Source organism: Streptomyces musisoli (genome assembly GCF_016741855.1).
GTDB lineage: Bacteria > Actinomycetota > Actinomycetes > Streptomycetales > Streptomycetaceae > Streptomyces > Streptomyces musisoli.
Window position 1 is genome coordinate 572,021 of record NZ_JAERRH010000003.1, and the last position, 23,647, is coordinate 595,667.

Consider the following 23,647-nt stretch of genomic DNA (forward strand, 5'->3'; position numbering starts at 1 on the left):
CGGTCCGTCCGCAGGGGCCGCGCGGCCGCGTCCGGACGGCGCGGCCCACCGGAAAGGGTGCGGCGGACGACGCCGCGGATCTCCCGCAGCCGCCGCGGCCCCTTCCCGCGTGTCACCAACGTCCCGGGACGGCACAGCTAGGGCCCCTCGTTCGCAAGCCAGGCTCGCGCGGTCCGGCACCATGCCCCATCGCCAGACCGCGCCCCTGATCCGGCCTGATGTGAACGAAAGACCCTAGGCGGAGATGCCGTCGATCCGGGCCAGAGCGTCATCCGCGCCGTACGGCTGCAAATAGGGCAGCCAGCGCGGATCCCGGTGCCCGGTGCCGATGATGCGCCAGGCCAGACCGGTCGGCGGGGCCGGTTTGTGCCGCAGCCGCCAGCCCAGTTCGACGAGGTGCCGGTCGGCCTTCACGTGGTTGCAGCGGCGGCAGGAGGCCACCACGTTGTCCCAGACGTGCTTGCCCCCGCGGCTGCGCGGGATGACGTGGTCGACGCTGGTTGCGACGCCACCGCAGTACATGCACCGGCCCCCGTCACGGGCGAACAGCGCCCGGCGGGTAAGAGGAACGGGCCCCCGATAGGGAACCCGGACGAATCGCTTGAGCCGGACCACGCTGGGTGCGGGGACTGTGACGGTCGCGCTGTGCAGAAAGGCGCCGGATTCCTCCAGGGAGACTGCCTTGTTCTCCAGGACGAGGATGAGCGCGCGGCGGAGCGGTACGACGCCGAGCGGCTCGTACGACGCGTTGAGGACCAGGACATGCGGCACGGGTGCCTCCTTGGGCGTCGGCGGCGCGTGGCTCGCGCCGGGACGATCTGAGGTCAGTCTCCCCTCATGCCTGGTGGAAGCGCCACCATGTCCCGGTAACGGGCTGGGAGTGTTTTCGACCACACCTGATTCATCCCCCGGACCGTGACCTGTTCAAGCCGGGGTGAGCCGCGTCTCTCCTGCACGCCTCCTGTGCCGATCGGCACGAGGCACGCACAATGCCCCGTTAGTGTGGTGGTCCTGTCCGTCCGGTGACCTTTTCGTGACCTTGACCGCCCGCCGGTACGGACTGCGCAGCACCTTGGAGGTACCTGCCGTGTCGTCCCTGCCCGCCGTTCTCCTGGCCGCCGGTGCGTCACCGACCCCCTCGCCTTCGCCCTCCTCGACGACCCCGGCCGTGCCGACGCTCCAGGACGCCCAGGAGAGCGCGACGAACGCGGCGAGCTGGGTCGAGCAGAACTGGTCGACGTGGCTCGCGATGGGTCTCCAGATCCTGCTGATCCTGGTCGTGGCGGTGGCGCTCAGAGCGGTGGTGCGCCGGGCGATCAGCAAGCTGATAGACCGGATGGGCCGTGCCCCGCAGGCGTCGGACGGCGGCGCGCTGGGCGGGCTGCTGGTCAACGCCGAGCGGCGCCGGCAGCGTTCGGCGGCGATCGGTTCGGTGCTGCGCTCGGTGGCGAGCTTCCTGATCCTGGGCACGGCCGCGCTGATGGTGCTCGGCACCTTCAAGATCAACCTTGCGCCGCTGCTGGCGTCGGCCGGTGTGGCGGGCGTGGCGATCGGTTTCGGCGCCCGGAACCTGGTCACCGACTTCCTGTCCGGCGTGTTCATGATCCTGGAGGACCAGTACGGCGTCGGTGACGTGATCGACGCGGGTGTGGCCTCCGGCGAGGTGATCGAGGTCGGGCTGCGCGTGACCAAGCTGCGCGGTGACAACGGCGAGATCTGGTACGTCCGCAACGGCGAGGTCAAGCGGATCGGCAACCTGTCGCAGGGCTGGGCGACGGCGGGGGTCGACGTGACCGTGCGGGCGAGCGAGGACCTGGACCGGGTCAAGGCCACGCTGGACGAGGTCGCCGAGAAGATGAGCAAGGAAGAGCCCTGGAACGAGCTGCTGTGGGGTCAGATCGAGGTGCTCGGCCTGGACTCGGTGCTGATCGACTCCATGGTGGTGCGGGTGTCGGCCCGGACGATGCCCGGCAAGTCGGTGACGGTGGAGCGGGAGCTGCGCTGGCGGATCAAGCGGGCGTTCGACGCGGCGAGCATCCGCATCGTGGGCGGCGCGACGGCGGCGGAGGACGTCGAGGACACCCCGGACCCGACGGCGGCGGTGGCGGCTCCGTCGGTGTACTCCAACGCGGACTCGCCCCAGACAGCCGCGGCGTCTCCGATCGTCTCGCAGCGACCGGCGCCTTCGGCGAAGTAGCGGAACGGTTCAGCACACTCGTTCGAGTGAACGGATGGGGCATTCCGGCGCGGGGAGCGCACGGGGTGCCCCATCGTTCTGCCGGGGCGCCCAGCGCGGGCTTAGCCTGGCAGCAGCGTGACGAGGACAAGCGATGAGCGCCGAACCGATCCTGGAGCCGGTCATGACGCAGGTAGACCCCATCGACCTGTTGAGCACGTTCGAAAAGGCGTCGCCGGTGCCGATTCGACCGGAGTACGTCGAGGGGACCGCCATGGTGCCGCCGCAAGCGAACGACAACCATAACGACGGCGCTTTCGAGCTGGGCTTCCAGTTCCGGTCTGCCGGAGTCCGCCTCGTGGGCATGGGCAACGGTTATCGCGGCGCCCACGGAGACGGCAGGACCATGGCTCTGGTCATTCCGGACTTCTACGTCCGCCGCCGCAGGCCGACCGAGCTCGACGAGTCGTACTGCAAGGCGAACAAGGGCTGGTACCCCATCGACATGCTGGCCCTCGTCGGCGAGGTCACCTCCACCAACCACGAGACCGACACCGGCCCCAAGTTCCGTACGTACGCCGCCGCCGGCGTCCCGGTCTACGTGCTCGTCGACCGCCACTCCGGGACGGCCCACTGCTACACGGACCCGGTCCTTCCCGGTGACGACCCCACCGAGGCGTACTACGCCACCGACACCAAGGTCTCCCTCGGCGAGCCCCTCCCCCTCCCGGCCCCCTACCCCACCCTGGACACGGCCCCGTTCCTCACCGACTGAGCGGCCCGCGGGCCCGGCCGGTCCGCCCGCCGCGAGGCGCTCGTGACGCCCTCCCCAGCCGGGACCGGCGCACAGATCGCCTTCACTGGAACCCCCCATTCCCTCCGCACTCGGTGATCCTTTAGGGTCACCACCACAACGGACCCTTGTTCTGGAGCGCGACGTCGCCCGGGGGCCCGTGTCGAATGTGGGGAAGCATGCGCAAGCTCGCCATAGGCACCGCCCTGTCCGGTGCCCTGGCCCTGGCCGGCCTGGCCGCGCCCGCCGCGTCGGCGGCCGGTACGCCGGACCTGAAGTTCTCCGGCGTGACCGTGAACCACGGCAAGCCGGTCGTGGTCGGCGCCGCCAAGACGGTGACCGTGCCGGTCTCGTACACCCTGACCCGGCCCAAGAACCTGGTCATCGACCAGGACAAGACCGTGCAGGCGGTGATGCTGTACCGCGGCACCCTGAAGTCGATGGACAACGACCTGGGTCCGGACACCCCGCCCGTCTGCAAGACGACCGTCACGACCGACACCACGGTCACCGAGAGCTGCACCGAGAAGATCGCCGCCGACCCGGGCATGTCGCTGTACGAGGGCACCGACGCCGGCACCTGGAAGGCGGCCGGCATCTACGTGCACAGCGACGAGAGCGTCTCGGACGACTACCTGCACAGCGAGAACGAGGTGACGGCCTGGGGCAACCTGGCCTCCGTGAAGGTGCTGCGCGCCGCGCGGCTGACCACGGACGCCGCCCCGGAGCCCGTGGTGAAGGGCAGGACGCTGACCGTCAAGGGCAAGCTGACGCGCGCCGACTGGGCGACCGGCAGGTACACCGGTTACCTGAACCAGAAGGTCGTCCTCCAGTTCAAGCCGGACGGCGGCTCGTACGCGAACGTCAAGACGATCACCTCCGGCACCGGCGGCGCCCTGTCCACCACGGTGAAGGCGACCCGGAGCGGCGGCTACCGCTTCGTCTTCGCCGGTACGGCCACCACGGCCGCGAAGACGGCCGTCGGCGACCACGTGACGGTCAAGTAGGTCACCGGGGGCGGACCACGCCCCCGCCACCGGCGCCCGACGCCCCCCGGAGCTCCCGAGGCCCCCAATGCCTCCGACGCCCCCGGCGCTCCCGACGCCCCCGAGGTAACGACTCTGTTGCCTCGGGGGCGTTGTCTATTGACGCCCCCTTCGTCCTCGGCTTACGTTCCTCCCACCCGAATAGGAAACTTTCCTAACAGTGATCTCCGTGCGGCCGGTGATCAAGGCTGGACGCCACGCCCGGGACACTGAGAAGCTGAGCGGCTGGAAAGGCAGGTGTCGACCCCATGGCAGGAACCGCCGGTACGCCGGGCACCCCACGCGTCCTGCGCGCCATGAACGACCGCGCCGCCCTGGACCTGCTCCTGGAGCACGGGCCGCTGTCACGCACCCGCATCGGCAAGCTCACCGGCCTGTCCAAGCCCACCGCCTCGCAGTTGCTGGCCCGCCTGGAGGCGGCCGGACTGGTCCGGGTCACCGGCACCAGCGAGGGCCGGCCGGGCCCCAGCGCCCAGCTGTACGCGGTCCATCCCGGCGCCGCGTACGCCGCCGGGCTCGACGTCACCCCGGACCGCATCCGCGCCGCGGTCGCCGACATCACCGGCCGCACCGTCGGCGAGCACGAACTGCCCACTCCCGGCCGGCGCCCGGCACAACCGGTCGTCCAGCAGGTCACCGACGCCCTCGACGGCGCCGTCAAGGCCGCCGGGCTCGCCCGGTCCGACGTGCACCGGCTGGTCATCGGCACCCCCGGCGCCTTCGACCCCAACACCGGGCGGCTGCGCTACGCCTCCCACCTGCCCGGCTGGCACTCCCCCGCGCTGCTCGACGAACTCGCGGCGGCGCTGCCCATGCCGGTGGAGTACGAGAACGACGTCAACCTCGCCGCCATCGCCGAACAGCGGCTCGGCGCGGCCCGCGGCCACGCGGACTTCGTGCTGCTGTGGAACGAGGAGGGCCTCGGCGCCGCCCTGGTCCTCGGCGGCCGGCTGCACCGCGGCTGGACCGGCGGCGCCGGCGAGGTCGGCTACCTGCCGGTGCCGGGCACCCCGCTGGTACGGCAGGTAGCCAAGGCCAACAGCGGCGGCTACCAGGAGCTGGCCGGCTCCCAGGCCGTACCGAGGCTGGCCCGCGAACTCGGCATCCCCGACGTGCCGTCGGGGCCGCACAGCGAAGTCGCCGCCGAACTCGTGGCACGCGCCGCCGACCACACGAGCGGCCCGCACCGGGAACTCCTCCAGGCCTACGCCACCCGGCTGGCCACCGGTCTCGCCTCGCTCGTCTCCGTCCTCGACCCCGAACTCGTCGTCCTGAGCGGCTCCGCGCTGACGGCCGGCGGCGAGGTGCTGCGCGCCCTCGTCCAGGCCGAGCTGGAGGAACTGGCCGCGGCCCGGCCCCGGCTGGTCGTCGGCGACGTCCGCGAACACCCCGTACTGCGCGGCGCGCTGGAGTCCGCGCTCGCCGCCACCCGCGACGAGGTCTTCGACACCTCGCGCTGAGCCCGCGCACCCCGGTAGCACCTCCCCTCCGCCCGCCCGCCCCTGGGAGACCTCGCCATGCCCGAAGTCATACCGTCGATCGCCCGAAAAGCGGCCTTTGCCCTGACCGCGTCGCTGGCCCTGCTCACCACCGCCTGTACCGGCCAGTCCGGCTCGGGCGCCTCGGACGACCCGTCGAAGGACACGACGATCAACTTCTGGCACGCCTGGAGCGCGCCGAACGAGGTGAAGGCGGTCAAGTCGCTCGTCGCCGGCTTCGAACGGGCACACCCCAACATCCACGTGAACGTCGTCGGCAACATGACCGACGACAAGATCAACCAGGCGCTGCGCGCAGGCGGCGACAAGGCCCCGGACGTCATCTCCTCCTTCACCACCAACAACGTGGGCAAGTTCTGCTCCTCGGGCGCGCTGGTGGATCTGAACCCCTTCTTCGAGAAGTCGGGCATCGACCCGGAGGCGACGTTCCCGAAGCCGATGAACGAGTACACCCAGTTCGACGGCAACCGCTGCACGGTCCCGCTGCTCGGCGACGCGTACGGGCTCTACTACAACAAGACGGCCTTCGCGAAGGCCGGCATCGCGAACCCGCCGAAGACCTGGTCGGAACTGGCCGCCGACGCCAGGAAGCTGACGATCCCGCAGGGCGACGGCTACCGGCAGCTCGGGTTCATGCCGAACTACCACGGCTGGGAGTCCACCACCGAGCACTACCTCGGCCAGTTCTCGCCGACGTACTTCGACAAGGACGGCAAGTCGAACCTCGCCGAGGACCCCGCCTTCGAGAAGGGCTTCACGCTCCAGAAGAAGCTCGTCGACGACCTCGGCGGATTCCGCAGGCTGGAGAAGTTCCGGGCCACGCTCGGCGACGAATGGGGTCCCAGGCACCCCTTCCACACCGGCCAGGTCGCCATGCAGCTCGACGGCGAGTGGCGGCTCGGCATGGCCGAGGAGGCCGAGCCGGACTTCGAGATCGGGGTGGCCCCGCTGCCCGTCCCGGACGACCAGGCCGACCAGTACGGCAAGGGCTACATCACCGGCACCATCGCGGGCATCGCCGCCACCAGCCACAAGCAGAACGCGGCCTGGGAACTGGTGAAGTACATGACGACGGACACGGACGCGGTGGTCGGCTTCGCCAACGGCATCCACAACGTGCCCTCCACGCTCGCCGCGCTGAAGTCCCCGAAGCTGAAGTACGACCCGCGGTTCAAGACCTTCCTCGACATCGCCGGCAACCCGCACTCCACCACCACGCCCGCCTCGGTCAACGGCGGCGTGTACCTGGTGACGATCCAGCAGTTCGGCTACGACTACGAGAGCGGCAAGGCCACCGATCTCGAGGCCGGGCTGAGGAAGACGGCCGCGCAGATCGACACGGACATCGCGCAGGCACAGGGATGAGCGGCGCCACCCTCGCGTCGAGACGCCGGCGCTCGGCCCTGCGCACGCTCGCCTTCATGTCACCGTGGCTCATCGGCTTCGCGGTCTTCTTCGCCTACCCGCTGCTCTCCACGGTCTACTTCTCCTTCATGCACTACGACGGTTTCCGGCCGCCGGAGTGGAGCGGCGGGAAGAACTGGCGTTACGTCTTCGAGCACTACCCGCTGTTCTGGCCCGCCCTGCGCAACACGCTGTGGCTGGTCCTGGTGATGGTGAGCCTCCGGGTGGTCTTCGGGCTCGGCGTCGGCCTGCTCATCACGAAGATCAAGACGGGTACGGGGGTCTTCCGCACCCTGTTCTACCTGCCGTACCTGGCCCCGCCGGTCGCGGCGACCATGGCCTTCGCGTTCCTGCTCAACCCCGGCACCGGCCCGGTCGACTCGATCCTGGAGAAGACCGGACTGCCCGCGCCGGCCTGGTTCAACGACCCCGCCTGGTCCAAGCCGGCGCTGACCCTGCTGGCGCTGTGGGGCGTCGGCGACCTGATGGTGATCTTCATGGCCGCCCTGCTCGACGTACCGGCGGAGCAGTACGAGGCGGCCGAGCTGGACGGCGCCTCGGCCTGGCAGCGGTTCCGGTACGTGACGCTGCCGAACATCTCCCCCATCGTGATGTTCGCGGTCGTCACCGGCGTGATCCAGACCATGCAGTACTACACCCAGCCGCTGATCGCCGGGAAGGTCGCCTCCGGCGTGATCCAGGGCGCGGGCACCCAGTTCGAGCCCGGCTACCCCGACAAGTCCACGCTCACCCTCCCCCAGCTCGTCTACAACCTCGGCTTCCAGCGCTTCGACTACGGCTCGGCCTGCGTGGTGGCGCTGGTGCTGTTCGCCCTGTCGATGGCGTTCACCGCGCTGCTGATGCGGCGCCGCGGCGGCCTGATCCAGGCAGGTGACTGACCATGACCCAGGTACTGGACCCGCCGGTGAAACCGGCGCCGCTCGTCTCCGGGGCCGCACGCACCGCCCGCCGCAAGGCGGCGCTGGAGTGGGTCGCGGTCCACGCGCTCGGCGTCGCCGCCGCGCTGTTCTTCACGCTGCCGTTCGTGTTCGTGTTCCTGACCTCGCTGATGAGCGACAGCCAGGCGCTCAGCCGGGACCTGGTCCCGCACACCTGGGAGTGGGGCAACTACAAGAGCGTGTTCGACACCCCCGGCTTCCTCACCTGGTGGCGGAACACGCTGCTCTACGCCGGCCTGGGCACCGTCTTGACCGTGGTGTCCTCGATCCCGGTGGCGTACGCGCTCGCCAAGTTCCGCTTCCGGGGCCGCAGTCTCTCGCTCATGCTGGTGATCTCGATGATGATGCTGCCCCCGCAGGTGGTCGTCATCCCGATGTACCTGTTCTGGGCGAAGCAGCTGGACCTGTCCGGCACGCTGTGGCCGCTGATCGTCCCGATGGCGTTCGGGGACGCGTTCTCCATCTTCCTGCTGCGCCAGTTCCTGATGACGATCCCGAACGAGTACCTGGACGCGGCGCGCGTGGACGGCTGCGGTGACCTGCGCACCCTGCTGCGGGTCGTCCTGCCCATGGCGAAGCCGGGGATCGCCGCCGTGGCCCTCTTCCAGTTCTTCTACGCCTGGAACGACTACTTCGGCCCGCAGATCTACGCGTCGGAGAACCCCGGCGCCTGGACCCTGTCCTACGGCCTGGAGTCCTTCAAGGGCGCCCACCACACCGACTGGAATCTCACGATGGCCGCGACCGTGCTGGTCATGGCCCCCGTGATCCTCGTGTTCTTCTTCGCCCAGAAGGCGTTCGTCGAAGGCGTGACGCTCACCGGGGTGAAGGGTTGATCCGACTGTGCAGCAACCCCCCGGGAGACGGCCCCCGGACCCCCGGCCGATGAAACGCGTCCCTGACACCCGGAAGCGAGGCAACCTCCAGTGAAACTCACCGTGGTCGGCGGAGGCTCGACCTACACACCCGAACTCGTCGACGGCTTCGCCCGCCTCAGGGACACCCTGCCCGTCGAGGAACTCGTCCTCGTGGACCCGGCCGCCGAACGCCTGGAACTGGTGGGCGGGCTGGCCCGCCGGATCTTCGCCAGGCAGGGGCACCCCGGCCGGATCGTCACCACCGACGACCTGGACGCGGGCGTCGACGGCGCCGACGCCGTCCTGCTCCAGCTGCGCGTCGGCGGCCAGGCGGCCCGCGAGCGGGACGAGACCTGGCCGCTGGAGTGCGGCTGCATCGGACAGGAGACGACCGGTGCGGGCGGACTGGCCAAGGCCCTGCGCACGGTCCCCGTCGTCCTCGACATCGCCGAACGGGTCCGCCGCGCCAACCCGCGCGCGTGGATCATCGACTTCACCAACCCGGTCGGCATCGTCACCCGCGCCCTCCTCCAGGCCGGGCACCGGGCGGTCGGCCTGTGCAACGTGGCGATCGGCTTCCAGCGGAAGTTCGCGGGACTGCTCGGCACGGCCCCGGCGGATGTGCACCTGGCCCATGTGGGCCTCAACCACCTCACCTGGGAAACCGGTGTGCGGCTGGGGGGCCCGGAGGGCGAGAACGTCCTCCCCAAGCTCCTGGCCGAGCACGGCGAGGCCATCGCCGACGACCTCCGCCTCCCCCGCGCCCTGCTGGACCGCCTGGGCGTGATCCCCTCCTACTACCTGCGCTACTTCTACGCCCACGACGAGGTCGTCGACGACCTGCGCACCAAGCCGTCCCGGGCCGCCGAAGTGGCCGCCATGGAGCGGGAGCTGCTGGCGATGTACGGCGACCCGGCCCTGGACGAGAAGCCGGCCCTGCTGGCCAAGCGGGGCGGCGCCTACTACTCGGAGGCGGCCGTCGACCTGGCGGCGGCGCTGCTGGGCGGGGGCGGCAGCCCGTACCAGGTGGTGAACACGTTCAACCGGGGCACGCTGCCCTTCCTGCCCGACGACGCGGTGATCGAGGTCCAGGCGGCGGTCGGGCCGACGGGCCCGGTCCCGCTGCCCGTCCCGGAGCCGGACCCCCTCTTCGCCGGCCTGATCGCGAACGTGACGGCGTACGAGGACCTGGCTTTGGAGGCGGCCCTGCGCGGCGGCCGGGACCGGGTCTTCCGCGCGCTGCTGGCCCACCCCCTGATCGGCCAGTACGCCTACGCCGACACCCTCACCGACCGGCTCGTCGCACACAACCGGGAGCACCTGGCGTGGGCCTGACCGCACCTGAACCTCCGACGGTTCTCGCCATCGACGCGGGCAACAGCAAGACCGACGTGGCCGTGGTCACCGCCGCCGGCGAGGTTTTGGCCACGGCCCGCGGCGGTGGTTTCCGCCCGCCCGCGGTGGGCGTGCCGGCGGCTCTGGACGCGCTGGCCGAACCGGTCGCGCGCGCCCTGGCGGACGCGGGTGTGCCGTCCGTCTCCCATGTGTCGGCCTGCCTGGCCAACGCCGATCTCCCGGTGGAGGAGGAGCGGCTGGCGACGGCGCTGCACGCGCGCGCGTGGGGCGCGTCGGTGGAGGTCCGCAACGACACCTTCGCGGTCCTGCGCGCGGGCGTCGCCGAACCGCGCGGTGTGGCGGTGGTGTGCGGGGCGGGCATCAACTGCGTGGGCATGCGTCCCGACGGCCGCACCGCCCGCTTCCCGGCCATCGGCCGGATCTCCGGCGACTGGGGCGGCGGCTGGGGCCTGGCCGAAGAGGCGCTGTGGCACGCGGCCCGCGCGGAGGACGGCCGCGGCGAGCCGACCTCGCTCGTCCGTACCCTGCCCGCGCACTTCGGCCTGCCGACCATGTACGCCCTCATCGAGGCGCTGCACCTGGGGGACGTCGGCCACGACCGCCGGCACGAGCTGGCGCCGGTCCTGTTCGCCACGGCGGCGGACGGCGACCGGGTGGCGCGCGGGCTCGTCACCCGGCTAGCGGAGGAGGTCACGGTGATGGCCACGGTCGCACTGACCCGCCTGGACCTCCTCGCCGAACACACCCCGGTGCTGCTGGGCGGCGGCGTCCTCGCGGCCGGTCACGCCCAGCTGAACGACACCGTCCGCGACCTCCTGGCGACCCGCGCCCCCAAGGCCGTCCCGCGTCTGGTCACGGCGAGCCCGGTCCTGGGCGCGGCGCTGCTGGGCCTGGACCGGCTGGGGGCGGGCGCGGGGGCCCAGGAGCGGGCGCGGGGGCACTGGGAGGCGGGCCGGTCCGGGTCGTCTCGGGAGGGGAGCCGGGCAACAATGTGACCAGAGGGGGCGGCCCGTCTCGGGAGGCACCATGAGCACATCAGCCGAGCCCAGGGTGTCCGGCCTTGAGGTCCGGTCCATCGACTACGTCCCGCTCGACGAGCGGCACGGCAAACTCTGGCACCTGGGTCCCCTGTGGTTCATGTCCAACGCCCAGATCGCCACCCTGGCCGTGGGGCTGGTCAGCATCACCCAGGGCGGCAACCTCGTCTGGTCCCTGCTGGCCATCGTCTCCGGCACGGTGATCGGCACGTTCTTCATGGCGTTCCACTCGGCCCAGGGGCCCCAGCTCGGGCTGCCGCAGATGATCCAGTCGCGGCCGCAGTTCGGCTACGTCGGCGCCCTGCTGGTGTGGCTCTTCGCGTACGTGCAGTACGCGGGGTTCAACGTCTTCAACAGCAGCCTCGCCGCCGACGCGCTGCACACCACGATCCACGGGAGCCTCGGACTGTGGATCGCGGTGGTCACCGTGGTGGCGCTGGTCGTCGCGCTGGTGGGCTACGACGTCATCCACAAGGCCGAGCGGTTCCTGACGTACACCTTCCTGGTGATCTTCGGGATCTTCACCGTGGGCGTCCTGGTCACCCTGCACTACCCGGCGGGCTCCTTCGACCTCGGTGCCTTCCGGTGGACGCCGTTCCTCGCCCAGTTCGGTGTGGTCGCGGGCTACCAGATCAGCTGGGCCATCTACGTCTCGGACTACTCGCGCTATCTCCCGCCGGACGTGACCGTCCGCAAGACCTTCTACTGGACCTACTTCGGCTCCGCGCTCGGCGGGGTCTGGCTGATGGTGCTCGGGGCGCTGCTGGCCGCCTGGGCCGGCCGCGACTTCGACACGATCCCGTCGATCGAGGCCGCGGGCGACAAGGTGTTCAGCGGGTTCGGCGCGATCGTGCTGCTGTTCTCGGCGCTGGGCCTGGTGTCGGTGACCGCGCTGAACATGTACGGCGGGTCGCTGACCCTCATCAGCGCCATCGACTCCTTCCGGCGGGTCCGGCCGACGCTCGCCGTGCGGCTGGTCACCCTCGTGTTCACCGCGGCGCTCTCCCTCGTCGGCGCGCTGGCCGCGACGTCGAACTTCCTGGCGAACTTCGAGAACTTCCTGCTGCTCGTGCTCTACCTGTTCATCCCGTGGACCGCGGTGAACCTCATGGACTACTACGTGGTGCGCCGGGGGCACTACGCCATCGCCGAGATCTTCAACCCGAACGGCATCTACGGGCGCTGGGGCTGGCACGGCATCATCTCGTACCTGGTCGGCTTCGCCGTCATGATCCCGTTCTTCGCCGTTGGGACGCTGTACGTCGGTCCCGCCGCCGAGGCGCTCGGCGGCGCCGACATCTCCCTGTTCATCGGGCTGCCCGTCTCCGCCCTGCTCTACTGGTGGCTGACCCGGTCGATCGACGTGGCGGCCGAGACGCGCCTGGCCGAGGCGGAGGCGGCGGAGCTGGAACAGGCCGCCCACGAACACCGGGAGCCCTGAGCGGCCGCGGGCACCGGGCGCGCCCTCCCGGCCGGCGCCCGGCGGGGAACCGAACAAACGCACCCGGCGTATTCATGAGCAGCACACGCTGCGATCCGATCAAGATCCAGTGAAGGGCGGTGCGGACCGCCGGTCCGGGCGGCGATACTGGGCGGCGAACGGATGACCATGGGGGAGGTCGAGTGACACACCCGCCGAAGAGCAGTGCGGCGCCACCGTCGGCCGGACCCGCCGGGTCCGCAGGCGTCCCCGCCGTTCCCGCCCAGCCCGGGCCGCCCGTGACCGTCGCCGCCCCCGTGCCGCCGGCGCGCCGGACCGCCTTCGTGGAGGGTGCCGAACGGGTGCGGGCCGCCGCGACCACCGAGCCGGGGCGGCTGCGCATCATCGGTGCCGTGCTGGCCCTGGTGGTCGTCGCGTTCGGGGCGGTCACCGCCTGGCAGGCCGGCGCGCGCTCGGCCGCCGCCGACGACGTGCTGCACCGCAGCCAGCCGCTCAGCTCCGGCGCGGCGGACATCTACCGGTCGCTGGCGGACGCCAACACCGCCGCCTCCAGCGGGTTCCTGGCCGGCGGGCAGGAGAACGCGAGCTCCCGCGACCGGTACGAGAAGGACATCCGGACCGCCGCCTCCGGGCTGGTCACCGCCGCCGCCAACGCCGATCCCGGCTCCGCGTCCGAGGCGACCATCGCCCGGCTGAACCGGCTGCTGCCCGAGTACAAGGGCCTCATCGAGCGGGCCCGGACCTACAACCGGCAGGGCTATCCGGTGGGCGGCGCCTATCTGCGGTACGCCAACGAGAAGATGCAGAAGGAGATGCTCCCGGCGGCGGAGACCCTCTACACCACGGAGAACCGGCGGCTCGACGCCGACTACGGGCACGCGCGCCCGTACCCGTGGGCGGCGATCGCGCTCGGCCTGCTCGCCCTGGCCGCCCTCGGCTGGGCCCAGCACCGGATGTACCGGCGCACCAACCGGGTCCTCAACCACGGTCTGGTCGCCGCTTCGGCCGCGACCGCCCTCGTCCTGCTGTGGCTGGCCGTGGGCCACGCGATCGCCCGGTCCGGGCTCGACGGCTCCTACGACCAGGGGATCCGTTCGCTCAACGTGCTGCACGACGCCCGCATCGCCTCCCTGAAGGCACGCGGGAACGAGAACCTGAGCCTGGTGGCGCGCGGCGCGGAGACCATCACGGTCGACGGCAAGCCGTACGACGCCTACTACTACGACTTCGACAAGGACATGGCCGTGCTCGGCAAGGGGCTGTCCGAGGCCGCGGACCTCGCCGACGACCAGGGGGGTACCGCACCGGTCGAGGCGGCCCAGGGGAACATGGCGGTGTGGAAGCAGCGCCACGCCTCGGCCCGCACCGAGGACGAGAACGGCAACTACCAGCAGGCCCTGGACAAGGTGATCGGCGCGAAGGGCGCGACCGGCGAGTGCTTCGACAGCGTCGACCGCAATCTCGCCCGGGCCATCGACCATGAGCAGGGCGAGTTCCGGCAGTCGGCCACGGACGGCCGCAACGCCATGACCGGCCTGCCGGTGGGCGCCGCCGTCCTCGCGGTGCTGGGCGCGGCCGGCGCCGTCGCGGGCATCGGCCGCAGACTTTCGGAGTACCGGTGACAGGGGGCAAGGCGATGGACGTGAGCCGTGCGCGGGCCTCCCTGCGCGGCTGGGGCGGGGTCGCCGCGATGGCGGTGCTGTGCGCGCTGGCGCTGGCCTTCGCCTTGTTGCTGCCGTGCACCCAGCAAACGGCTCAGACCCCGCTCCGGGGCGGGCAGAAGGTCGCCACCGGCACCCAGGCCCGCGTCGACGGGTGCGAGGACGCCGAGGCGCACAAGCAGACGCTCGCCCCGTCCGGTGCCGACGGGCCGACGATCGAGGCCATCAAGGCCCGGACGGGCGCCAAGCGCAAGCTGGTCGTCGGCGTCGACCAGAACAGCTACCACTGGGGCTACCGCAACCCGAACACCGAGGGCGCCCGGCTGGAGGGCTTCGACATCGACCTGGTGCACCGGATCGCGGAGGACATCCTCGGCGACCCGGAAGCGGTGCAGTTCAAGGCGATCCCGACCAGCCAGCGCATCCCGGCGATCGAGGACGGGCGCGTCGACATGGTCGTAAGGACCATGACGATCACCTGCGAGCGGCTGCGGCAGGTCGCCTTCTCCGCGCCGTACTTCAAGACCGGCCAGCAGGTCCTCGCGCCCAAGTCGTCGGCGGTGACCGGCTACAACGGCTCGCTGGCGCACAAGAAGGTGTGCACGGCGGCCGGTTCGACCGCGTACGCGAAGCTGGACGCCGACCGGAAGGCCGGCCGGCTGCCGGCGTCCACGGACATCTCCACCACCGTCCCGAACCAGCTGGACTGCCTGGTCCGGCTGCAGCTCGGCGAGGTGGACGCGGTGGTGACCGACGGGGCGCTCGCGGCGAGCCAGGCCGCCCAGGATCCGGCCGTCGAGCTGAAGGGCGAGGCGTTCACCGAGGAGTACTACGGCGTGGCGATGAAGAAGGACGCCGGTGATCTGGTACGCCGGGTCAATCGCGTTCTGGTGGACTATCGCGCGCACGGCTGGCAGACGTCGTACGACAACTGGCTCTCGGCGACACTGGGGAAGGACCCGGCCGCGTCGAAGCCGCCCGCACCGCAGTATCTGCGCGGCAGTTGAGCCACATCCGACCGGAACAGACAGCAAGCGAGAGGTGATCGATGGGCGTCACGGACCCCGCCGGGCCGGTGATGGACCGGGACGAGGTGGACCGTGCGCTGGCGCGGCTCGGCCAGGAGCACGAGGCGATCGAGACCTCGCTGCTGGCCCTTCAGGACCACGCGGGCCGCAGACTCCTCGAGGGTGCCGAACTGACCGGCGTCACCGAAGCGCGCTGGCAGGCCACGGAGGCGCAGATCACCCTGCTGTGGGGGTACTTCGACGCCTACGCGGCCGCGCTGCGCTCCGCGCGGGAGATCCGGGCCCGGCGCCGCTGGTCCAGCCGTGAGGACCTGGCGGAGCTGACCGGGCTGCTGCGCGGCGAGTCCGTGACCGTCCCGGGCGGCGCCAGCGGCAGGCTGAGCGAGACGTTCTCGCTGTCCGCGCTGGTGGACCGGATGAACGAGCTGTACGCGACGAGCCTGGACATGATCGTCGCCGCCGACGCGGTGTGGTCGGCGCTGCCCGCGCGGATCGATTTACTGGCCGCGGAGCTGCAGCGCACGCGGGGACTCGCGCACTCCGTCGGGGTGCGTCCGGGCGAGCACCCGGCCGGGGACGACCTGGAACGGATCACGCACACGCTGACCCGGCTGCGCGCGGACGTCGTCACCGACCCGCTCGCCTTCTGGGTGCCGGCCGAGGGCAGTTCGGCGCCCGGCGGCGGACGCCCGGACACGACGGTGTACGACCGTGAGGCGCGCGCCCTGGAGGGCGTGCGCCGGGAGATCGACGCCGTCCTGACGGTGCGCCAGGACGCGGAGGCGCGGCTGATCCGGCTGCGGGACGTGCTCTCGCGCGCGGACCGTACCCTCGCCGAGGCCCGTACGGCGCGCGGCGAGGTGCTGGCGAAGATCGCCGCCACCGAGGTGCCGGTGGTGAGCGGGCCGCCGACCGTGCTCCAGGAGCAGTTGGCGACCGCCGCCGAGTACCGCAGGCAGGCGCGGTGGCACCGGCTCTCCCCGCTGCTGGAGTCCCTGGAGCAGAAGGCGGAGGACGAACTGCTGCGGGCCCGGGAGTCGTTGACCGCGGTCACCGCTCCGCTCGCCGTCCGCGCCGAGCTGCGCGGCCGGCTCGACGCCTACAAGGCGAAGGTCGCCCGGCACGGACTCGCCGAGGACCCGCTGCTGGTCGAGCGGTACGACGCGGCACGCCGCATGCTGTGGAGCGCGCCCTGCGACCTGCGGGTGGCCGAACAGGCCGTGCTGCGCTACCAGCAGGCGGCGGCAGAGCTGCTCGGCGGCGCGAGCGCGCCGGAGGACGGTAAGGGGGATCAGTCATGAGTCAGCCGGGGCAGACCTGCCAGCGGCCGGGCTGCGGGGGCGCGTACGAGGACGTCGGCGGCGGCGAGCTGTACTGCGACACGTGCGGTCTGGCACCGGTCGTCTCCGCCGGGGGTCCCCCCTCCGGGGGAGGTCTGGTCGGCTCGTCCCCCACCGGGGTCACCAAGGGCTCGGCGGGCGACGGCGGTTCCCGCAGCTCCCGCAGTTCGCGCACGTCCTCGCAGTCGTCGCGGTCGCGCCGCTCGGTGTCCGGGCGGCTCTCCCGGTCGGTGTCGGGGAGGTCCACGGGCCGCTCGGTCTCGGTGCGCAGCTCGGGTTCCTCGGCCGGTGCCTCCACGCGCGGGCGGCTGGGCGTCGGCCTGGTCTCCGTGCCGCAGGTGCCGCGGCCCGACCCGCGCGCGATGGTGCTGGAGAACCCGGAGGTGCCCGAGCGCAAGCGGTTCTGCTCGCGTTCGGACTGCGGGGCGCCGGTCGGCCGGGCCCGGGGTGACCGGCCGGGCCGCACGGAAGGTTTCTGCACCAAGTGCGGGCACCCGTACTCCTTCGTGCCCAAGCTGAAGGCCGGGGACATCGTGCACGGCCAGTACGAGGTCGCGGGGTGCCTCGCGCACGGCGGCCTGGGCTGGATCTATCTCGCCGTGGACCGGGCCGTGTCCGACCGGTGGGTGGTGCTCAAGGGCCTGCTGGACACCGGCGACCAGGACGCGATGGCCGCGGCGATCTCCGAGCGGCGCTTCCTCGCGGAGATCGAGCACGCCAACATCGTGCGGATCTACAACTTCGTCGAGCACCTGGACCAGCGCACCGGCTCCCTCGACGGCTACATCGTCATGGAGTACGTCGGCGGCAAGTCCCTGAAGGAGATCGCCAACGCCCGCCGGTCATCCGACGGCCGGCGCGACCCGCTGCCGGTGGAGCAGGCGTGCGCGTACGGCATCGAGGCCCTGGAGGCGCTCGGCCATCTGCACAGCCGGAACCTGCTGTACTGCGACTTCAAGGTCGACAACGCCATCCAGACCGAGGACCAGCTGAAGCTGATCGACATGGGCGCGGTCCGCAGGATGGACGACGAGGAGTCGGCGATCTACGGCACGGTCGGCTACCAGGCGCCGGAGGTCGCCGAGATCGGGCCGTCGGTGGCCAGCGACCTCTACACGGTGGGCCGCACCCTCGCGGTGCTCACCTTCGACTTCCAGGGCTACACGACCGTCTACGCCGACTCCCTGCCCGACCCCGACACCATCGAGGTCTTCCGCCGCTACGAGTCCTACTACCGGCTCCTGGTGCGCGCCACCGACCCCGACCCGGCCCGCCGGTTCGCCTCGGCGCAGGAGATGGCCGAGCAGCTGACGGGTGTGCTGCGGGAGGTCGTCTCGCTCCAGACCGGGCAGGCGCGGCCCGCGCTGTCGACGCTGTTCGGGCCCGAAGTGAAGGTCACGGACACCGAGTTGTTCCCGCTGGCGGGCGGCGAGGTGTCCCGGCTGGGGGCACGGCCGACGCGCAAGGGCGCGCCGGCACCCGCCCCGGCCCTCGTCCCGCCGTCCCTGGTCAAGTCCGTCGACTCGCCCGTCGCGGCGCTCGCCCTGCCGGTCCCGCTGGTCGACCCGGCCGACCCCAACGCCGGTTTCCTGGCGGGTCTGATGGCCTCCGCGCCGGCCGAGCTGTCGAGCGCGCTGGCCGCGGCGCCCACGCAGACCGTGGAGACCCGGCTGCGGCAGATCCGCGCCCGGCTGGAGAGCGGCGACCACCAGGGCGCGCTGATGAGCCTGGCCAAGCTGGACGAGGAACGGCCCGACGACTGGCGGGTGGTGTGGTACCGGGGCGTGGCCGCCCTGGTCACCGGCGACTTCGAGGGCGCCGCGCTCGCCTTCGACGCGATCTACGACGCGTTCCCCGGTGAGGCCGCGCCCAAGCTGGCGCTCGGCCTGTGCGCGGAGGTGCTGGGCCAGCTGGACAACGCGGCCGAGTACTACCGCCTGGTGTGGACGACCGATCCGAGCTTCGTGAGCGCCGCGTTCGGGCTGGCCCGGGTGCAGCTCGCGGCCGGGGACCGGCGCGGCGCCGTGACGACGCTGGAGTCGGTGCCGGAGTCCTCGATCCACTACACGGCCGCCCGGGTCGCCGCCGTCCGGGCACGGATCGGACAGCGCACGGCAGGCCCCGGTGACGTACCGTTCCTGGACGACCTGACGGCCGCCGCCGGGCAGGTCGAGGCACTCCAGGCCTACGGTCTGGACCCGGCCCGGCGCGAGCGGCTGTCGGCGGAGGTGCTCGGCTGCGCGCTGGACTGGATACTCTCCGGGGGTCAGGGCGCCGGGCCCGCCGGAGGCCGGGCGCTGCTGGGCAGCGGTCTGGACGAGCGCGGTCTGCGCTTCGGTCTGGAGCGCGCCTACCGCACGCTGGCCCGGCTGGCGACCGGCGGCGAGGAGAGGATCGAGCTGGTGGAACGGGCCAACCGTTACCGCCCCCGGACGTGGGTGTAAGTCGATGTCGCAGATGCCCCAGCAGGCCGCACTGCCGAAGTGCCCGAGCTGCGCGGAGCCCGTGGAGTCGGGTGACCGGTTCTGCGGAGCGTGCGGACAGGATCTCTCGGTGGTGCCCGCACCGCCGCCGGACCATCCGACGCTCGCCATGACCGGTTCCGCCGTGCCCGAGGAGGGTGTGGACTGGCCCGCTCCCGAGCCGGCCGGCTCCGGCACCCCGTCCTCGGTGCACCTGCCGACGGACCTGCCCGGAACCGACTCGGGTGACACGCCGCTGCCGGGGCATCAGCCCGGCGCCGACCGGTCCACCGGTTCCGGGGTGCGGTTCGACCGGGCCCCGGAGCCCGACGAGTACCCGCTACAGGCGCCGGACCCGCGGCTGGCCACCGGTGCCGCCGCCCCGGCGGAGCCGGCGCAGGTGTGCGTCGCCTGCCGGGCGGGCCGGGTGGACAAGGACGGCTACTGCGAGAACTGCGGGCACGCCCAGCCGCGCGAACGCGACCACGTCGAGCGGGAGACGGGCCCGGTCGCCGCCGTCAGCGACCGGGGGCTGCGCCACCACCGCAACGAGGACGCCTTCGCCGTCGGCCACACCGCGCTGCCCGACGGGAGCCCGGTGGCGCTGGCGATCGTCTGCGACGGCGTCTCCTCCGCGACCCGCCCGGACGAGGCCTCCCTGGCCGCCTCCCAGGCGGCCGGCGACGTCCTGCTGGCCGCGCTGCCGCGTGGCACCCACCCGCAGCAGGCGATGCACGAGGCGATCGTCGCCGCCGCGCAGGCCGTCAACGCGCTCGCCGAGGAGCCCGCCACGGCCCGCGAGCACGCCCCGCACCAGAACGCGCCGGCCTGCACGATCGTCGGCGCGGTGGTGACCTCGGGGCTGCTGGTCGTCGGCTGGGTCGGCGACAGCCGCGCCTACTGGGTGCCCACCGACCGCTCCGCGCCGTCCGCCCGGCTTACCGAGGACGACTCCTGGGCGGCCCAGATGGTCGCCGCCGGACTGATGAGCGAGGCCGAGGCGTACGCCGACGAGCGGGCCCACGCCATCACCGGCTGGCTCGGCGCGGACGCCTACGAACTGGAGCCGCACACCGCTTCCTTCAAGCCGGACCGGCCCGGCGTGGTGGTGGTGTGCACCGACGGACTGTGGAACTACGCCGAGACGGCCGAGGAGATGTGCGAGGTCGTGCCGCCGGACGCGGCTGACCGCCCGCTGCACAGCGCCCGGGTGCTGGTCGGGCACGCCCTGGACGGTGGGGGCCACGACAACGTAACAGTGGCGCTCCTGCCGTTCCCGGCGCCGCCGCAGGGGGCAGGATCGGCCTGAGGGCCGTACAGCACGGGAAGACGGCACGGGGAAGCCGCGGCGGACCGGAGGGGACCGGTCCGCTCAGAGTCATCGCCTCGCGTCAGCGGGGTGTCCGAGGGGGATGCGATCAGTCATGGCCAATTTCGCGAAGTCGAACGTGCCGCAGTTCTCGGTGGACGTCTACCAGAACGAGTACCTGCCCGAGGGCGGCAGCGAGGTCAACGCCATCGTCACGGTGACCGCGACCGGCGGCGGCACCGTCGGCAGCGCGGTCTCCGCGCCGGTGTACACGGCGGGGCAGCGGCCCTCCGCCGCGGTGGCGCTCATGGTCGACTGCTCCGGCTCCATGGACTACCCGTCGGCCAAGATGCGCAACGCCCGGGACGCCACGGCCGCCGCGATCGACACGCTGCGGGACGGCACCCACTTCGCGGTGATCGGCGGCACGCACGTCGCCAAGGAGGTCTATCCGGGCGGCGGACGGCTCGCGGTCGCCGACGCCACCACCCGTGAGCAGGCCAAGCAGGCGCTGCGCCGGCTGAGCGCGGGCGGCGGTACGGCCATCGGCACCTGGCTGCGGCTCGCCGACCGGCTGCTGTCCGCGGCCGACGTCACCATCCGGCACGGCATCCTGCTCACCGACGGCCGCAACGAACACGAGTCACCGGACGACCTGCGGGCCACGCTCGACGCCTGCGCCGGCCGGTTCACCTGCGACGCGCGGGGCGTGGGCACCGACTGGGAAGTGAAAGAAGTCACAGCGATCGCCTCCGCGTTGCTCGGCACCGCCGACATCGTCGCCGACCCGGCCGGCCTCGCCGCCGACTTCACGCGGATGATGGAGACGGCGATGGGCAAGGAGGTCGCCGACGTCGCCCTGCGGGTGTGGACGCCGGTCGGCACGACCATCCGGTTCGTCAAGCAAGTCGCCCCCAGTGTGGAGGACTTGACCGCCCGCCGCACCGAGGCCGGGCCGCGGGCCGGGGACTACCCGACCGGGTCCTGGGGCGACGAGTCCCGCGACTACCACCTGTGCGTGGAGGTGCCGCCGGCCGGACTCGGCCGGGAGATGCTGGCCGCCCGGGTCTCCCTGGTGGTGCCGCGACCCGGGGGCGACGCACAGAACCTCGGCGCGCAGGGACTCGTCCGGGCCGTGTGGACCGACGACATGGTCGCCTCCACCTCGATCAGCCCCCAAGTCGCCCACTACACCGGGCAGGCCGAACTGGCCCAAGCCATCCAGCAAGGGCTCGATCTGCGCAAAGCGGGCAATTTCGATGGAGCAACGGCCAAACTGGGGCGCGCTGTTCAGCTCGCGAGCGCCTCGGGGAACGCCGATACTGCGAAACTGCTTGCGAAGGTGGTGGACGTGGTCGACGCCGCGACAGGTACTGTGCGGTTGAAGACGAGGGTCGCGGAGGCGGACGAGATGACTCTGGAGACCCGGTCGACAAAGACTGTTCGTGTAAAGAAGTGATCCTGGAAGCGACCCGAGCGATCCAGACCGACCCTTAGGAGAAGGGGAAGCACCGACATGCCGACCTGCCCGAACGGACACCAGTCGGGTTCCGACGACTGGTGCGAGGTCTGCGGTCACCGCATGGCCGGTGCCGTACCTCCTCCCCCGCCGCCGCCCCCGGCCGGCGGCTACGGCTTCCCGCCGCCCGCAGGTCCGGGCGGCCCCGGCGGCCAGGCCGGCGGCGGCCGCCCGCGCGGGGGCGCCGAGCCCGAACCGGAGCTGTGCCCGCAGTGCCGTACGCCCCGCGAGGGCGGCGCGCCCTTCTGCGAGGAGTGCCGGTGGAACTTCCTCACCAACACGGCCACCTCGTACACCCCGGCCGCCCCGCGCCCGCCGCAGCCGCGGTTCCAGCCGCCGAGCGCGACGTACGGCGGCGGTGACGCGTACGAGTACCAGGGCTCGCGGCCCTCGCAGGTGAACCGGCCCGCCGAGCCGATCCCGTCCTTCGGCAGCGAGCCGTCGGGGCCGACGCCGTTCGGCGGCGAGCGTGCCCCGTCCGGCCCGCCGACCTCCCCCGGCCCCTCGGGTCCGGCCCCGTTCGGCGCCGGCAACCAGCGCCCGCCGGGCCCCCCGCCGGGCTTCGGCCAGGGTCCGGGTCAGGGCTCTGGCCAGGGTCAGGGTCCGGGTGCGGCGCAGGGTCCGGGTCAGGGTCCGGGTGCCGGTGGTCCGTCCGGTCCGTCCGGCTTCGGCGGCGGTCCGGGGCAGGGTCACGGTGCCGGCGCTCCCTCCGGCCCGTCCGGCTTCGGCGGCGGTCCGGGTCAGGGCCCCGGCGGCCCGTCCGGCTTCCCTGGCGGCCCGGGACAGGGCCCCGGTGGCCCGTCCGGCTTCGGTGACGGCCAGGGCCCGGGCGCCGGTGGTCCGGGTGCCGGTGGTCCGTCCGGCCCGTCCGGCTTCGGCGGCGGCCAGGGGCAGGGTCAGGGGCCCGGTGGCCCCTCCGGTTTCGGCGGCGGTCCCGGCCAGGGCCCTGGCGGTCCCGGTCAGGGGCCTGGCGGCCCCGGTGGCCCGTCCGCCTTCGGGGGTGCGCCCTCCGGTCCCGGTGGGCCCACTCCGCCCGGCCCCTCCGGCTTCGGCGACCCCTCACGTCCCGTACCGCCCCCGCCCGGCGGTCCCGGCGGTGCCCCGCAGGCGTTCCAGCAGTCCGGGGCGTCGACTCCGCCCGCGTTCCCGCAGGAGACCGGCCGGCCCCCGGGCGGCCCCTCCTTCGGCGGCGGTGACGACGACTGGGTGATCTCCCCGCCGACGTCCTCCGGCCCCGCCGGACCGGGCCAGGGCCAGGGGCCCGGCGGCCAGGGCGGCGGGTACGGCTACCCGCAGCCGGGCGCCACCCAGGCCCCGCAGGGACCGGGCGGCTTCCCGCAGGCGCCGCAGCGGACCACCTGGGTCGCGACCATCGGCCCGGACCGCGAGTACTTCATGGCGATGATGCAGCGCTCCGGCCCCGAGGCCGCGGGCCTGAACCTGCCCGCGTACTCGCCCGAGCAGCAGCGCGCGCTCACCGGCAACCAGCTGACCATCGGCCGCCGCCGGCACTCGACGGGCGACACCCCCGACGTCGACCTGTCGGTGCCGCCGGAGGACCCGGGCGTCTCGCACCAGCACGCGGTGCTGGTGCAGCAGCCCGACGGCAGCTGGGCGGTCGTCGACCAGAACTCGACGAACGGCACCACGGTGAACATGTCGGAGGAGCCGATCCAGCCGTTCGTGCCGGTCCCGCTCCAGGACGGCGACCGGGTGCACGTGGGCGCTTGGACGACGATCACCGTCCGCCGGGGCTGATC

Annotated in this window: 18 protein-coding genes; 17 read left to right on the top strand and 1 reads right to left on the bottom strand. The window is 72.4% G+C overall.

The features are described 5' to 3' along the window. Positions 1 to 234: 234 nt before the first annotated feature. Positions 235 to 771 (bottom strand): HNH endonuclease, encoded by a 537-nt coding sequence (locus JK361_RS10830; protein ID WP_201815514.1) that lies wholly within the window; start codon positions 769 to 771, stop codon positions 235 to 237. Between the two features lie 262 nt (positions 772 to 1,033). Between JK361_RS10830 and JK361_RS10835 the strand changes: the two genes are divergently transcribed. The 17 genes from JK361_RS10835 (at position 1,034) to JK361_RS10915 (ending at position 23,645) form a co-directional block, all read left to right on the top strand. After that, complete coding sequence (locus JK361_RS10835; protein ID WP_251093405.1) at positions 1,034 to 2,197, top strand: mechanosensitive ion channel family protein; 1,164 nt, start codon at positions 1,034 to 1,036, stop codon at positions 2,195 to 2,197. Between the two features lie 133 nt (positions 2,198 to 2,330). Further along, positions 2,331 to 2,951 carry a Uma2 family endonuclease gene (locus JK361_RS10840; RefSeq protein ID WP_201815515.1) on the top strand — a complete coding sequence of 207 codons (621 nt, stop codon included), beginning with the start codon at positions 2,331 to 2,333 and terminating at the stop codon, positions 2,949 to 2,951. 197 nt (positions 2,952 to 3,148) lie between these two features. Next, positions 3,149 to 3,976: a hypothetical protein gene (locus JK361_RS10845; RefSeq protein ID WP_201815516.1), complete on the top strand. Its 828-nt coding sequence runs from the start codon at positions 3,149 to 3,151 to the stop codon at positions 3,974 to 3,976. Positions 3,977 to 4,263: 287 nt separating this feature from the next. Beyond that, positions 4,264 to 5,475 carry an ROK family transcriptional regulator gene (locus JK361_RS10850; protein WP_201815517.1) on the top strand — a complete coding sequence of 404 codons (1,212 nt, stop codon included), beginning with the start codon at positions 4,264 to 4,266 and terminating at the stop codon, positions 5,473 to 5,475. A 57-nt stretch (positions 5,476 to 5,532) separates the two neighbouring features. Beyond that, the gene (locus JK361_RS10855; protein WP_201815518.1) at positions 5,533 to 6,879 is read left to right on the top strand and encodes an ABC transporter substrate-binding protein; all 1,347 of its coding nucleotides are present in this window, start codon (positions 5,533 to 5,535) and stop codon (positions 6,877 to 6,879) included. Further along, positions 6,876 to 7,817, top strand: a complete 942-nt coding sequence (locus JK361_RS10860; RefSeq protein WP_201815519.1) for a carbohydrate ABC transporter permease — start codon at positions 6,876 to 6,878, stop codon at positions 7,815 to 7,817. Before JK361_RS10855 ends, JK361_RS10860 begins: the two co-directional genes overlap by 4 nt. A gap of 2 nt (positions 7,818 to 7,819) precedes the next feature. Then, the gene (locus JK361_RS10865) at positions 7,820 to 8,713 is read left to right on the top strand and encodes a carbohydrate ABC transporter permease (protein WP_201815520.1); all 894 of its coding nucleotides are present in this window, start codon (positions 7,820 to 7,822) and stop codon (positions 8,711 to 8,713) included. Between the two features lie 90 nt (positions 8,714 to 8,803). Continuing rightward, a complete protein-coding gene (locus tag JK361_RS10870; RefSeq protein ID WP_201815521.1) occupies positions 8,804 to 10,069 on the top strand; it encodes a 6-phospho-beta-glucosidase in 1,266 nt (421 codons plus the stop codon). Further along, the gene (locus JK361_RS10875) at positions 10,060 to 11,085 is read left to right on the top strand and encodes an N-acetylglucosamine kinase (RefSeq protein ID WP_201815522.1); all 1,026 of its coding nucleotides are present in this window, start codon (positions 10,060 to 10,062) and stop codon (positions 11,083 to 11,085) included. Before JK361_RS10870 ends, JK361_RS10875 begins: the two co-directional genes overlap by 10 nt. A 31-nt stretch (positions 11,086 to 11,116) precedes the next feature. Then, positions 11,117 to 12,568 (top strand): purine-cytosine permease family protein, encoded by a 1,452-nt coding sequence (locus JK361_RS10880; protein ID WP_201815523.1) that lies wholly within the window; start codon positions 11,117 to 11,119, stop codon positions 12,566 to 12,568. Positions 12,569 to 12,750: 182 nt separating this feature from the next. Next, positions 12,751 to 14,190 carry a GlnX family signal transduction membrane protein gene (locus tag JK361_RS10885; RefSeq protein WP_372448701.1) on the top strand — a complete coding sequence of 480 codons (1,440 nt, stop codon included), beginning with the start codon at positions 12,751 to 12,753 and terminating at the stop codon, positions 14,188 to 14,190. A 14-nt stretch (positions 14,191 to 14,204) separates the two neighbouring features. After that, a complete protein-coding gene (locus JK361_RS10890; RefSeq protein WP_201815524.1) occupies positions 14,205 to 15,236 on the top strand; it encodes a glutamate ABC transporter substrate-binding protein in 1,032 nt (343 codons plus the stop codon). Between the two features lie 41 nt (positions 15,237 to 15,277). Beyond that, a complete protein-coding gene (locus JK361_RS10895; RefSeq protein WP_201815525.1) occupies positions 15,278 to 16,558 on the top strand; it encodes a coiled-coil domain-containing protein in 1,281 nt (426 codons plus the stop codon). Beyond that, on the top strand, positions 16,555 to 19,041 hold the full coding sequence (locus JK361_RS10900; RefSeq protein WP_201815526.1) for a serine/threonine-protein kinase: 2,487 nt from the start codon (positions 16,555 to 16,557) through the stop codon (positions 19,039 to 19,041). Before JK361_RS10895 ends, JK361_RS10900 begins: the two co-directional genes overlap by 4 nt. 4 nt (positions 19,042 to 19,045) lie before the next feature. Continuing rightward, on the top strand, positions 19,046 to 20,368 hold the full coding sequence (locus tag JK361_RS10905; protein WP_201815527.1) for a PP2C family protein-serine/threonine phosphatase: 1,323 nt from the start codon (positions 19,046 to 19,048) through the stop codon (positions 20,366 to 20,368). A gap of 115 nt (positions 20,369 to 20,483) precedes the next feature. Next, entirely contained in the window at positions 20,484 to 21,827 is a 1,344-nt protein-coding gene (locus tag JK361_RS10910; RefSeq protein WP_201815528.1) for a vWA domain-containing protein, read from the top strand. A gap of 57 nt (positions 21,828 to 21,884) precedes the next feature. Further along, the gene (locus tag JK361_RS10915) at positions 21,885 to 23,645 is read left to right on the top strand and encodes an FHA domain-containing protein (RefSeq protein ID WP_201815529.1); all 1,761 of its coding nucleotides are present in this window, start codon (positions 21,885 to 21,887) and stop codon (positions 23,643 to 23,645) included. Positions 23,646 to 23,647: the final 2 nt, after the last annotated feature.

Bases quoted from the DNA above. Each gene is read 5' to 3' on its own strand.
- JK361_RS10840 (WP_201815515.1), top strand. From the start codon at position 2,331: ATGAGCGCCGAACCGATCCTGGAGCCGGTCATGACGCAGGTAGACCCC.
- JK361_RS10845 (WP_201815516.1), top strand. From the start codon at position 3,149: ATGCGCAAGCTCGCCATAGGCACCGCCCTGTCCGGTGCCCTGGCCCTG.
- JK361_RS10850 (WP_201815517.1), top strand. From the start codon at position 4,264: ATGGCAGGAACCGCCGGTACGCCGGGCACCCCACGCGTCCTGCGCGCC.
- JK361_RS10855 (WP_201815518.1), top strand. From the start codon at position 5,533: ATGCCCGAAGTCATACCGTCGATCGCCCGAAAAGCGGCCTTTGCCCTG.
- JK361_RS10860 (WP_201815519.1), top strand. From the start codon at position 6,876: ATGAGCGGCGCCACCCTCGCGTCGAGACGCCGGCGCTCGGCCCTGCGC.
- JK361_RS10865 (WP_201815520.1), top strand. From the start codon at position 7,820: ATGACCCAGGTACTGGACCCGCCGGTGAAACCGGCGCCGCTCGTCTCC.
- JK361_RS10880 (WP_201815523.1), top strand. From the start codon at position 11,117: ATGAGCACATCAGCCGAGCCCAGGGTGTCCGGCCTTGAGGTCCGGTCC.
- JK361_RS10890 (WP_201815524.1), top strand. From the start codon at position 14,205: ATGGACGTGAGCCGTGCGCGGGCCTCCCTGCGCGGCTGGGGCGGGGTC.
- JK361_RS10895 (WP_201815525.1), top strand. From the start codon at position 15,278: ATGGGCGTCACGGACCCCGCCGGGCCGGTGATGGACCGGGACGAGGTG.
- JK361_RS10900 (WP_201815526.1), top strand. From the start codon at position 16,555: ATGAGTCAGCCGGGGCAGACCTGCCAGCGGCCGGGCTGCGGGGGCGCG.
- JK361_RS10905 (WP_201815527.1), top strand. From the start codon at position 19,046: ATGTCGCAGATGCCCCAGCAGGCCGCACTGCCGAAGTGCCCGAGCTGC.
- JK361_RS10910 (WP_201815528.1), top strand. From the start codon at position 20,484: ATGGCCAATTTCGCGAAGTCGAACGTGCCGCAGTTCTCGGTGGACGTC.
- JK361_RS10915 (WP_201815529.1), top strand. From the start codon at position 21,885: ATGCCGACCTGCCCGAACGGACACCAGTCGGGTTCCGACGACTGGTGC.